Raw genomic sequence first — 12,434 nt, 5'->3', positions numbered from 1 at the left:
CGGGCGCGGGGCGGTCATCGTGGTCGCCCCGCAGGAATTTCCGTACCCCCGCCCGCGAGGGCGTCGTCGTCGCTCTCCGGGGACTCGTCGTCGAACCGCCGCAGGGCCTCGGGCAACTGGCTCCTGCCGCGGATGCCGAGCTTGCGGTAGGCGCTCGTCAGGTGCGCCTCCACCGTCCGGCGGGCGAGATACAGGTGCTCGGCGATCTCCTGGTTGGTGGCACCGTTCGCGGCCAGCCGGGCCACCCGCCACTCCGCCGGGGCGAGCGGTGAGGGTCCGCCCGAGCGGCTGACCCGGGGCCGGCCGCCGACGGCCAGCAGTTCCTCCCGGATCCGCCCGGCCAGCCGGTCCGCCTCGCACTGCCCGGCCAGCCGGTACGCCTCCGTCAACGCGTCCCGGGCCGGGTCGTGGGAGCGCCGGGACCGGTGCAGTCCGCCCTGTGCCAGCAGGGTGCGGGCCGACTCCAGCGGGAACCTCCGGTCCGCCAGCAGCGACAGCGACTCCTCGACGTCGGCCAGGCCCCGGTCGCCGCCGCGCAGCACGCCGCGTCGGCGCAGGGCCACCGCCAGGGCGCGCGGCGCGCCCCAGGCGCGGGCCAGCCGGACCTCCTCGTCGGCGAGCGGGTGCGCCTCGTCGGCCCGGCCGAGGCGGGCCAGGGCCAGCGCCGCCGCGGACCGCCAGGGCGACATCGCCGGGTTGAGGCAGCCGATGGCGGTCAGCCGCCGTCCGGCCTCCAGCAGGTCCGCCAGCCCCCCGCTCACATCGCCCTCGACCACGCGCAACCGTCCCCGGCCCGCGAGAGCCAGGTCCGCGACCCACAGCCGGGGGAACTCCCCGCCCGGCTCGCCCACGAGCGGTCCGAAGGCCGGCGCCGGTTCCCCGCCGCACTCCTCGGCCAGCCGCATGGCGACGATGGACGGACCGGCCGCCCACACGTCCCAGGGGCGCTCGCGGGCCAGGCCGACCGCGGTGGCGGTGAGCCTCCGGGCCTCGGCCAGCCGGCCCGCGTTCACCGCGGCGAGGGCGTGCAGCCACAGCGCCGTGTACCGCGGCTGGGGGGCGTTCCACCGCTCCGCCTCCTCGGCGGCCCGCCCGAACACGCGCTCCGCCGCCGTCAGGTCGTCCGCCCACAGCAGGATCGACCCGATGGCCAGCCAGCCCATGCTGCTCTCGTCGGTCGGTTCGGGCCCGCTGGACAGGGCGTCGTGGATGCCGCCGACCAGTTCGCCGGATGTGCGGCAGGCGAAGGCCCCGGCGAGCGCCCGTGAGGCCCGGGAGAGCCGCACCGCGCGGGCGGGAAGCAGCGGGGCCTTCTGCCGCGGTGCGCCGGTCCAGTCGCTCTCGCCGACGGACTGGTGGCGGGCGCGGGCGATGTCGTCGTCGCTGAGGACGAGGAAGAACAGTTCGGCGGCCGCGCGCCGGACCAGCTCGTGGCCGCTGCGCAGCGGGGTACGCTCCAGCTCGGCCCACAGGACGCGGTGGCCCTCGGCCGCCTGCCCGGTGATCGCCAGGGCATGGGTGAGCCGCAGGGTCCACAGCAGCCGCTCCTGCGGGGAGCCGGCCCCGGCCACCGCGGGCCGCAGGTGCTCCACGGCGGACCGGGGGTCCCGGTACAGCTCCGCGAGCCCCAGGTCGGCCAGGATCTCCGCCCGGTCCTCGTCGGCCGGCGGCTCCTCCAGTGCGCGCTGCAACAGGCGGGCGGCGTACGGGTAGCGGCCCGCGGCCAGCATGCGGCGACCGGAGGCCTGGAGGATCTCCACGTGCCGGGCGTCGCCCTCCGGGAGAACGGCCAGCAGATGCCCGGCCGCCTCGTTCAGCGCCTCGGGCCGGCCGACCAGCACCCTGGCGGCCAGGCTCTCCGCGCGGTGCCGCTCCGAGGGGCTCAGCCGCGCTCTGACGGCCCGGCGCAGCACCTCGGGTCCGATCAGCACACCGTCGGGGCCGACCTCCAGATAGCCCAGCCGCTCCAGGAGGGCCAGGGTGTCGGCGGACTCGGCGGGCTCCAGGTTCAGCAGCCGGGCGGCCTGCCGGGCCGGCACCGGGTTGCGTAACACCGACAGGGCTCTCAGCGCCCGCGCCGCGGCCTCGCCGTGCCAGGCGGCGCGGGACAGGGCGGCGGTGGCCACTTCGGACGGTGCGCATCGCCGTACCGCATCTTCGGGCGTCTCCCCGGCCGGGGCGCGGGAGGCCGTCCGCAGCGCCTCGACGACCAGGCCCGGCACCCCGCCCGTCACGTCGAGGCAGGCATCCACCACCGCGTCTCCGTCGTCGTCCAGGAACTCCCATGCGAGCGCGGCCACTTCGCCCCGGCCCAGCGCGGGGGGCGACCACCGCAGCCGTCGGGGCGCGTTCACCACGTCGATGAGCAGCTGTTCGGCGCCGGACCACTCCGCGGGGTCGACCGAGACGGCCAGCAGCACGGGCAGCTGGTGCAGCCTGCGTACCAACTGGCCCAGGAGCCGCAGGGATGGGGCGTCGCACCAGTGGACGTCGTCGACGGCGAGCACCAGGGGCCGCTCGGCCGCCCGCTCCGCGATCAGCCAGTACAGCCGCTGAAGGGTCTCCCAGGGGTCGCCCTCGCGCACGGCGGCGAACCAGTGCTCGTCCCGGAGCACGAGCCGGTTCCGCACGGGCGACTCGCCGGCGGGCCAGGGGAGCGCGTCGAGCAACTGCCGTACCAGGCCCCAGTCGAAGGACGCCTCTTCCCGCCCGCACCGCACCAGGGCGGCGTCCATCCGCTCCCGCCGCCGCGCGGACGCCACCAGGCGCTCCAGAGCGGTGCTGCGCCCGTGGCCCGGCCCGCCCTCCACGACCAGCAGCCGCGACTCCCCCCGCTCCAGCTCGTCCAGCAGCTCGCCGGTGCCACCGGGGCCGACGGGGTTCCGTCCCTCCTGCGTACCCTCACCGTGCTCTTCGAACATGACGGCACGCTATACGGTCCCCGCGCCCCACCTCGCCGGATATGACGGTTAGTTCGCGTACCGGTACGCGTAGCCGCCGCGGTGGCCGCCGGGAGATACCTGTGGACGGTCGGTTTCGGCCGCCGCCTGACGACCACCGGGAGGGGACCGCAGTGGAGGAGATCAGCCTCAGCGCCGAGCAACGCAAGCTGGTGCTGTATCACCGGCTCTATCCGGGGGACACCGCGTTCACCCTGGCGCACGCGGAGCGCATCCGCGGGGAGTTCGACGCGGAGCGGCTGCGGGACGCCCTCGAGCACATCCTGTCCGAGAGCGTCGGACTGAACCTGGTCTTCCGGCAGGGGGCCTCGGGCGAGGCCGGCCACCGGCACCCCGGGCGGCCGGTCGTCAGGATCCTGGACGCCCCCGCGGGCCTCGACGCCGAGGCGGAGGCGGCCGCCGTGGCGGCGGAGATCGGGCGCACGGCGGAGCGGCCGCGGACGCCGGACGAGTGGCCGCAGTACGAGGTGACGCTCTACCGCGGGCGTCACGCCGGGTATCTGGGCGTGGTCTGCTCTCACCTGGTGAGCGACGCGATCACGATGTTCAACATCGCGGAGATGGCCTCGCAGCTGTACCAGGGGCGGCAGTTGGACCCGGAGTATCTGGCCGGGCTGCGCCACCAGCCGATGAACACCATGAGCCCGCACCGGACGGCGGCCGCCGTGAGCGCGTACCGGAAGCTGCTGAGCGGGGTGTCCCGGCTCTCCCACGAGGAGCTGACCGAGAAGCGCCGGGCCGACGGGGCGCTGCCCGGAGTGGTCCGGCAGATCCCGTTGCCGCCGGACCTCGACACGGCCCTGCGCGCCAGTGAGCTGACCGTGCAGGCGGGGGCGTACACCGTGTTCCTCGCGGCGCACGCCGTGGTCATGTCGGCCCTCACCGGCCGGCCGGACGTGGTGGTGGGCGTGCCGCTGGCGACCCGGCGCAACTGGCAGCAGATGTTCGCGCTCGGGTACTTCATCAACACCCATCCGCTGGCGCTGAACCTGGAGACCATCCCCACCTTCGCGGACCTTTGCGACGTCATCGCGGTGCGGATCCGCACCATGCTCCGGCACAAGCTGCTCGACCTCACGGAGCACGCCCCGCAGGTGTTCGAGGGGCGCCGGACACCGGCCCTCCAGATGGACAACGCGATCACCCACTACCGCAAGGCCTATCCGCTGGACCTGCCGGGCTGCACCACCGACACCCTGTTCGTGCCGCGGACCCTGGTGCGCTACCCGCTGGCGGTCAACGTCCGCGAGGGCGACCAGGGCTTCAGCCTCGGCATCGAGTACGCCGACCGCCTGGCCCCGGCGGATCCCGCGGCGATGCTGATCAGCGTCCTGCGCACGGCGGTGGCCGATCCGCCGGCGCAGCTGTCCCGGATACCGGTGCTGAGCCCGGAGGCCGACCGCGGCCTGGACGACCTGGTCAACGACTACCGGCCGCAGCACAAGCCCGACACCGTCGACGCCTGGTTCTCCGCCACCGCCCGTGAGCACCCCGGGCGGACGGCGGTCACCGACGGAGCGGGGGAGTGGACCTACGCCGAGCTGGACGGCGCGGTCTCCCGGGTCGCCGACGCGCTCGACGCGGGCGGCCACAAAGAGCACGTGGCCGTGGCCCTCCCGCGCGGCCGGGAGCTCATCGCCGTACTCCTGGGGGTGCTGCGCTCGGGACGGACGTATGTACCGCTGGACCCGGACGCACCCGCCGGGCGGCTGCGGCACATCCTGGGCCAGTTCGGGACCATCACCGTGGTCGCCGACAAGGAACTGCCGGGCTCGGAGAACCAACGCCGCCTCGCGCCGGACCAGTTGCTGGCAGAACAGCACGACCGGCCGGACCGGGAACGGGCCCGCCGGGGCCCGTCCCGCGACGACGTGGCCTACATCATCTTCACCTCCGGGTCGACGGGCGCCCCCAAGGGCGTGGAGGTCACCCACCACAACGTGACGCGGCTCTTCGCCGCCTCGTCGGAGCACTACGACTTCGACGAGAACGACGTCTGGTGCCTGTTCCACTCGTACGCCTTCGACTTCGCGGTCTGGGAGATGCTGGGCGCCCTGCTGCACGGCGGCCGGCTCGTCGTGCCGGACGAGGAGACCATCCGTTCGCCCCTCGGCTTCGCCAGGCTGCTCGCGGACCAGGGCGTCACGGTCCTCAACCAGACTCCGTCGGCCTTCCGCAGGCTCACCGAAGTCCTCGACGCTCAGACGGCAGCCGACCTCCGGGTGCGCTGGGTGGTCTTCGGCGGCGAGGCGCTGCGCCCCGGCACCGTGGGGCCCTGGACGGCGCTGATGGGGAGCCGGGCCCGGCTGGTGAACATGTACGGCATCACCGAGACCACCGTGCACACCACGTTCCACGAGATCGACCCGGCCACCGTGGACGGCGAGGACAGCGGCGTGATCGGAAAGCCCCTGGCGGACCTGCGGATCGCCGTCGTCGACCGCAACCTGAACCGCTGCCCGGCCGGGGTGCCCGGCGAGATACTGGTGGCGGGCGACGGCGTGGCCCGCGGCTATCTCGGCCGTCCCGAGCTGACCGCCGAACGCTTCGTGACCGGCAGCCGCTACGGGGACCGGGTCTACCGGACGGGCGACCGCGGCTACGTCAGGCCGGACGGCCACCTGGTCTACCTGGACCGGATCGACCGCCAGGTCCAGCTGCGCGGCTACCGCGTGGAGCTGGGCGAGGTGGAGACGGCGCTGCGCGGCGCACCGGGCGTGAAGGACGTGCACGTCGCGGTGCACACGCCCGAGGGCAGCGAGCCGCTGCTCGCCGCGTGGCTCGTCGCGGAGGAGGACCCGCCGGACGAGGCGGCCCTGCGCAAGCTGCTGCTGGACCGCCTCCCGGTGTACATGCTTCCCGCTCTGTACGTACCGGTCGCGGAACTGCCGCTGACGGTGAACGGCAAGGTCGACGCGGCCGCGCTGCCCGCTCCGGCCGCCACCCCGGCCGACCCCGCGCCGGGCGTCGGGGACGGCATGACGCAGGCCGTCGCCCGGATCTGGGCCGAGGTCATCGGGCGCGACTCGGTCGGCCCGGACGTCAGCTTCTTCGACGCGGGCGGGACCTCGATGCACGTGGTCCAGGTCCATCGCAGGCTGACCCAGGAGTTGCAGGGCGCGCGGCTCGACATGGTCGAGCTGTTCGAGTACCCGACGCCCCGGCTGCTCGCCGCCCGCCTGAACCGGACGGACGCGGCGAACGCCCTCACCGGAACACGCCCCGGCGGGCGGGCCGTCACCCGCAGGGCGCCGGTGGGCGGCGACCGCAGGCGCGCGGCACGGGCCGCGGTCCGCGGCGGAGCACGCGGCACAGCGAAGGAGGAGACGACGGATGAGTGAACAAACCAGCGGCCAGGAGATGGCGGCGGCCGTGGTCGGCATGGCGGGCCGGTTCCCGGGCGCCGGGTCGGTGTCCGAGCTGTGGGAGAACCTGCTGGAGGGCAAGCGCTCCGTACGGCGGTTCACGGCCGAGGAGCTGCGCGAGGCGGGCGTGCCGGACGACCTGGCGCGGCACCCGTCCTACGTACCGATGGCCGCGGCCCTGGACGACATCGAGCTGTTCGACGCGGAGTTCTTCAACGTGCCCTCCAGCGAAGCCCGGTTGTCGGACCCGCAGCAGCGGCTGTTCCTGGAGACGTGCTGGGCGGCCCTGGAGGACGCGGGCCACCCGCCGGGCCGGTTCGACGGCAGGATCGGGGTGTTCGGCTCCAGCAGCATCAGTACGTATCTGCTGGGCCTGGTCGCCGCGGGCGAGGAACTGCCGCCCGACGGCATCAGCTACCCGCTGCTGCTCGGGAACGACAAGGACTTCCTCTGCACCAAGGTGGCCCACCGGCTGGGGCTGACCGGCCCGGCGGTCACCGTCCAGACGGCCTGTTCGTCCTCGCTCGTCGCCGTGCATCTCGCCGTGCAGTCGCTGCTGGCCGGCGAGTGCGACATGGCGCTGGCGGGCGGGGTGAGCATCAGCGTGCCGCAGCAGACCGGCTATCTGTACCGCGAGGGCGGCATCCTGTCGCCGGACGGCCGGTGCCGGGTCTTCGACGCGTCCGCCAACGGCACGGTGCGCGGCAGCGGTTGCGGGGTCGTCGTGCTGCGCCGGGTCGACGACGCGGTCGCCGACCGCGACCGGGTGAGCGCGGTGATCCGCGGCAGCGCGGTGAACAACGACGGGGCCGACAAGGTCGGGTTCACCGCGCCCAGCGCCGCGGGCCAGGTGGAGGTGATCCGCGAGGCCGTCGCGGTGTCCGGCCTGCCGGCCAACGCCATCGGCTACGTCGAGGCGCACGGGACCGGCACGGCGTTGGGCGACCCGATCGAGGTACGCGCCCTGGCCACCGCGCACGCCGCCGACGGGGACCCGCCGAAGGCGTGCCACCTGGGGAGCGTCAAGGCCAACCTCGGGCACCTGGACGCGGCGGCCGGGGTCACGGGCCTGATCAAGGCGGCCCTGGTCCTCCGGGAGCAGGTCATCCCCGGCCAGCCGGACTTCACCGCCCCGGGCCCCGGGATCGAGGCCCACCTGGACCACTACCGCATCTCGGCGGAGCCCGTACGGCCCGTCTCCCCGGTCCAAGCGGCGGCCGTCAGCTCCTTCGGGCTGGGCGGCACCAACGCCCATGTGGTGCTGGCCGCGCCGCCGGTCGCCGAGGAACGCCCCGCGCCGACGGGCACCCATCTGGCGCTCCTGTCCGCCCGGGACGCGGAGGCGCTGGCGGTCCTGGCGGCGGAGCTGCGCGACTGGCTGGCGGACCACCCCGACGCCCGCCTGGACGACGTCGCTTTCACGCTGTCCGACGGCCGCACCGACTTCGCCGCCCGCACCGCGCTGCGGGCCGGGTCGGTGTCCGAACTCATCGGCCTGCTGGGGACCGTGGCGTCCGGCGGCACGGTGCCGGACGACCCGGCCGCGGCCGTCTGGCTGGCCGGGGGGCAGCTGGACCCGGAGGCGGTCGGCGACCGCACGCACGCCCGCCGGGTGGCGCTGCCGGGCCACCCGATGCGCCGACGGCGGCACTGGATCGACGTACTGCCCGGGCACGGGTCCGCCACCGCGCCCCGGTCGCCCGCGGCCGCGCCGCACTTGGAGGAGCAGGTCCGGGAGGTGCTCACCCGGATGCTGGACGCGCCGGAGCTGGGGCCGGACGACGACTTCTACGACCAGGGCCTCGACTCGATGCGCGCCGTGGAGACGGTCACGCTGCTGCGGGACACCACCGGACTGCCGCTGAGTTTCGAGGAGTTCGACGGGCTGCGCACGCTGTCGGCCCTGGTCGAGCACCTGACCGCATCGGCCGGGGCCGCCACCCCTGACAGTGCGGCCCGCGCAGGCACGGACCTCCCGCCCTCAACCCTGCCCCGGGCGGCGGACGCGCATCGCCATCTGCTCTCCAGGATCCGGGAAGGCTCCGCGCCGGGGCATGTGTTCATGGTGCCCCCGGCGGGCGGCACCATCGCCGCCTACATCGACCTCAGCCGCCACATGGGCGACGAGCGGACGCTGTGGGCGCTGACGCACCCGGCGGGGAAGCCCGGCCGGCACCGGTCCGTCCGGGACCTCGCCCGGCTGTACACGTCCCTGGTCCGCGAGGTGCAGCCCCAGGGCCCCTACCTCCTGTCGGGGTACTCCTTCGGCGGCAGCGTGGCGTTCGAGATGGCGGCCGAACTGGAGCGGGACGGGGAGCGGGTGGAACGGGTGGTGATGCTGGACTCGCACCCGCCCGAGGCCTACATCGGCGGCACGGCGGACAGCTCCGCCTTCCTCGCGGCCTTCCCCACCCTCGTCGGGCAGATCCTGCCCGGAACGACGTCCGAGCACGACGCCGACGCCCCCGCGGCGCGGTCCGTCGAGGAGGTCATCGAGCGGATCGGCGACCCCACCTGGTCGGAGGCGATGAAGGCCGAACTGGCAGGGTTCTTCCACACCTGGCAGGACAACCACGAAGCGCTCAAGCGCTGGTTCCCCGACCGGCGGCTGGACGCGGACATCGTGGTCCTGGCCGCCGAGCAGGAGGAGAACCGGGCCATCATGCGCGCCCTCGACATCCGCGGGACCGAGCGCGGTCTCTGGACCCGTCACTGCTCGGGCCGGGTCGACGTGCTCCACGTACCCGGCGACCACTACTCGATGATCCGCGACCCGGAGAACATCCGGCGCCTGGGCGCGGCCGTCGACCGCGCCCTTCGGCCTTAGAAACCCCTGTCCCCGGCCGTGGCTCCGGCCAGTCGCCCGGGGAGACACGAAAGGAATTACGTTGCCAGCCCGTATCGCCACCGGCCAGGCGCTCAAGCGCACTCTGATCGAACAGGCCGCGCGCAGCGCCAAGGACGCCGGCATCACCCCGACCGTGGCGCTGGTGCGGGTCGTCCACGACGACCCGATGCTCCCGGTCAACTTCCGCCTGCACCAGAAGCTCTTCAGTGACGCCGGGTTCCAGGTGCGCCCGTACGAGCTCGACGAGGACACCGACTGGGAGACGCTGCGAACCCTGATAGAGCGGCTGAACGCGGACGACGACGTGGACGTGATCCTCGTCCTCATCCCGCTGCCCGAGCATCTGGACATCCGGTCGGTGCTGGCCGCCATCGACCCGGCCAAGGAGGCCGAAGGGCTGCACCTGGACCACGTCATGCGGCTCAACCCGCTGAGCGCCCTGCCGGCCACCCGGATTCCGGTGGTCCCGACCGCGGTGGTGCATCTGCTCGACGAGATCGGCTACGACCCGGACGGCCACGAGGTCGTCGTCCTGACCGACCCGGATCTGACCGAGACCAACCCGGTGGCGAAGATGGTGGCGCGCATCGCGGCGTTCGCCGCGCTGCCGCCGAACGCCTCGGGTTGCGTGGTGCCGGTGACCCACCCGAGGGCCCGGGAGCTGGCCGGTTCGGCCGACCTGCTGGTGGTGTCGCTCCAGCGGCCCGCGGCGGTGACGGCCGAATGGATCAAGCCCGGAGCCGTGGTGATCGACTTCAACCCGGTCTTCACGGGCTTCCGGCCGAGCCGGAAGCACCCCGGCCAGGAAGTGCCCCACCTGGTCGGCGGGGTCGAGGTGGACTCGGCGAGCACGGTCGCGGGGGTTATTGTGCCCGCCCCGGGCGGTGTGGGGCCGGTCATGCTCGGTGCGCTGGCTCAGCAGATCGTTACCGCGGCCATCGCCCGCCGGTCCGAGGGCGCGGCATCGCCGGGCGCTTAGACGTCGCTTCTTATGGCGCCTTTCGTCGTGTGCGGAGCATGGCGAGTCCCGTCGAGCGTCCGGTGCCGGATGAGTCGTGGGAGTTGTTCCGGCGGGTGGTGCCGCCGACGGAGGTCATGTGTCCGCAGGGTGGCGGGCGTCGACGGGCCGGTGACCGGGAAAGCCTGGCGGTGATCGTCTTCGTGGCCACCTCGGGATGTACCCGGCGGCAGATGCCGCCGGTGCTCGGCCCGGCCTGACCGACGGTCTACCGGCGCGTTGCCCAGTGGAGCCGGGACCGGGTGAGGGCGAAGCTCCACCGCATCCTTCTCGACGAGCTCGGCGCCCACGGTGAGCTGGACTGGTCGCGGTGCGCGATCGACTCCGTCAGCCTGCGGGCGGCAGAAGGGGGCCGCTGACCGGACCGAATCCGGCCGACCGCGGCTGGAACGGATCGAAGATCCGCCTGATCACCGACCGGAACGGGCTGCCCCTGTCCCTGGGCATCTTCGCCGCCCGACACCCACGACAGCCAGGCCCTGAAGCCACTGGTGGGCGGCATCCCACCGATCCACTCCCGCCGTGGTCGGCGCCGCCGGCGCCCGGCCAAGCTGCACGCGGACAAAGGGCTCCAACTACGACCACCTGCGCCGATGGCTGCGCAAGCGGGGCATCCGCCACCGCATCGCCCCGGGGCATCGAAGCCACGGTGCACTCAGGCAGTTGGGCCTCGGGGGAGACCGCCGGGCGCGTCCGGCCGGACGCAGGACGCCGGGGGTCTGAGGCGGTCGGCCCCGACGATGGGGTCGGCGTCCGGGGGAAAGGCGCAACCACGCCTCTCGGACTATGCCCTCCACCGCCCGATTCACTCAGGCGCGGAGGGTGCGACGATTCTCCGCGGCGGCACGGCGTCCCGCCGCCGTTCCGCTGTCCGGCCGCCGTGCCGGTGCGCCACCGTTCGGCTGAGCACCGCGCCCCGGCGGCCCATCACCGTGCCACTAGCCGCCGTCCCGCCGGCCGCACCGCACCGCGCCCCGCCCGCCCCCCGCCGCCCCGCGCCACCGCGGCGGCACGTGGACACCGTCCGTCATCGGCGAGCAGGGACATCGGTGCGGGTGTCTCGCGTAAAGGGTCGGCGATACCCCCCCGCGAAGATCCCTCGGGCGAACTCTGAGCGCCCTCGCCCGGGGCGACCAGGCCTGTCGCGCAGGCGGAGTCGACGGCCTGGACACGGTCACGCAGGTCCAGCTCCGACGCACCCTGCGCCCACTGGCCAAAGTCGATGAGGCAGAGGGCGAGCCGCCGGATCACAGCGTGAGCGGCTTGTGACGGTCCGCCTGGCGCCGGACGTCCACGGCCACTCGTGAACGTGTGGCGGCACCCAAGCTAATCAAGTTTGACTACCTGCCCGCCGGGCCGTATGGTCGACGAGAGTGAGCAATCCGCCTGAGGGGGACCTGTGACCGTACTGCCCGACACCGGGTACATTCCGTCCGCCGAGGACCGCGCGAGCCTGGATGCCTGGTTCACCGCGTACGACTCGGCCAGCGCCCGGCGCGACATCGACCGCATGGCCGACATGGCGGTCTTTCCGCTCAACCTGGTCAGTGACGACTCCCAGGGTGACGGCCGTACCGCTCAGTGGACACGCGAGCAGTTCGTCAACACCATGAGCCAGGTCATGAGCGAAGGCGGCGACGGGACGATCTCCTTCGAATCGACCCGCACGCCGGTCTTCCTGAGCCCGTCGATGGCCGTGGTGTTCACCGACTCGACCATGGCTGCCGGTGGGGAGAAGCGGCAACTGCGATACGCGGACATCCTTGTACGGCGAGGGGGAACCTGGGCCTTTCAGACGATGGTCCAGAGCGGCTGGGGCGACGCCCTGAGCTGACCGCCCGACGGGTTTCGAGCAGGCGGGTGGTCAGGAAGAGCCCCTGCACGGAGCCGCCCTTCAGCCCCAGGGCTCGTACCGCCACATGAACAAGATCGCCGCGCGAGTCTCCCCGGCCATGAACGAGGAGAGGCCGGCCGCGGTCATCGACGACCACTACGCGGCCGAGGCGCTCACCACCGGCGCCGAGGCCGACCTGCTCAAGATCACTGCCCTGCGCGGCAGCCTCATCGAAGTGTGAGTCGTGCATTGGTGGCATTGGGTAGGTGTCAGCGGGACGGGATGCTGGGCGCCTGGTCATAGGGATAGTTGCAGTCACGCACCGGACTCAGCTGGGCAAGGGCAGGTGTCGGGCGGCATGGGGATGTCAGTCCGCGGCGACGCGGGGAGTGCCAGTACTGCTTCCAAG

6 protein-coding genes and 1 pseudogene are annotated in these 12,434 nt (G+C 73.5%); 6 read left to right on the top strand and 1 reads right to left on the bottom strand.

The features are described from left to right. Positions 1–14 precede the first annotated feature (14 nt). On the bottom strand, positions 15–2,921 hold the full coding sequence (locus ABZZ38_RS06560) for an AAA family ATPase (protein WP_356736407.1): 2,907 nt from the start codon (positions 2,919–2,921) through the stop codon (positions 15–17). Positions 2,922–3,073: 152 nt separating this feature from the next. On the opposite strand from ABZZ38_RS06560, the gene ABZZ38_RS06555 reads away from it, so the two are divergent. From ABZZ38_RS06555 to ABZZ38_RS06530, 6 genes and pseudogenes are all read left to right on the top strand, one after another. Then, entirely contained in the window at positions 3,074–6,301 is a 3,228-nt protein-coding gene (locus ABZZ38_RS06555; RefSeq protein ID WP_356736405.1) for an amino acid adenylation domain-containing protein, read from the top strand. Beyond that, positions 6,294–9,152, top strand: a complete 2,859-nt coding sequence (locus tag ABZZ38_RS06550) for a beta-ketoacyl synthase N-terminal-like domain-containing protein (protein ID WP_356736403.1) — start codon at positions 6,294–6,296, stop codon at positions 9,150–9,152. Before ABZZ38_RS06555 ends, ABZZ38_RS06550 begins: the two co-directional genes overlap by 8 nt. 61 nt (positions 9,153–9,213) lie before the next feature. After that, a complete protein-coding gene (locus tag ABZZ38_RS06545) occupies positions 9,214–10,152 on the top strand; it encodes a tetrahydrofolate dehydrogenase/cyclohydrolase catalytic domain-containing protein (RefSeq protein ID WP_356736401.1) in 939 nt (312 codons plus the stop codon). A 38-nt stretch (positions 10,153–10,190) separates the two neighbouring features. Beyond that, a pseudogene (locus ABZZ38_RS06540) lies at positions 10,191–10,852 on the top strand (IS5 family transposase); the annotation flags it as partial. 738 nt (positions 10,853–11,590) lie between these two features. After that, the gene (locus ABZZ38_RS06535; RefSeq protein WP_356736399.1) at positions 11,591–12,025 is read left to right on the top strand and encodes a nuclear transport factor 2 family protein; all 435 of its coding nucleotides are present in this window, start codon (positions 11,591–11,593) and stop codon (positions 12,023–12,025) included. A gap of 85 nt (positions 12,026–12,110) precedes the next feature. Next, complete coding sequence (locus ABZZ38_RS06530) at positions 12,111–12,266, top strand: hypothetical protein (RefSeq protein ID WP_356736397.1); 156 nt, start codon at positions 12,111–12,113, stop codon at positions 12,264–12,266. The last annotated feature ends 168 nt before the right edge of the window (positions 12,267–12,434 follow it).

Origin of the sequence: Streptomyces sp. NPDC006368, assembly GCF_040612535.1 — a bacterium.
Classification (GTDB): Bacteria; Actinomycetota; Actinomycetes; order Streptomycetales; family Streptomycetaceae; genus Streptomyces.
This window is presented reverse-complemented; position numbering and strand designations above follow the sequence as displayed.

Coding starts and splice junctions, on each gene's coding strand:
- ABZZ38_RS06560 (WP_356736407.1), bottom strand. CDS start 2,921: ATGTTCGAAGAGCACGGTGAGGGTACGCAGGAGGGACGGAACCCCGTC.
- ABZZ38_RS06550 (WP_356736403.1), top strand. CDS start 6,294: ATGAGTGAACAAACCAGCGGCCAGGAGATGGCGGCGGCCGTGGTCGGC.
- ABZZ38_RS06530 (WP_356736397.1), top strand. CDS start 12,111: ATGAACAAGATCGCCGCGCGAGTCTCCCCGGCCATGAACGAGGAGAGG.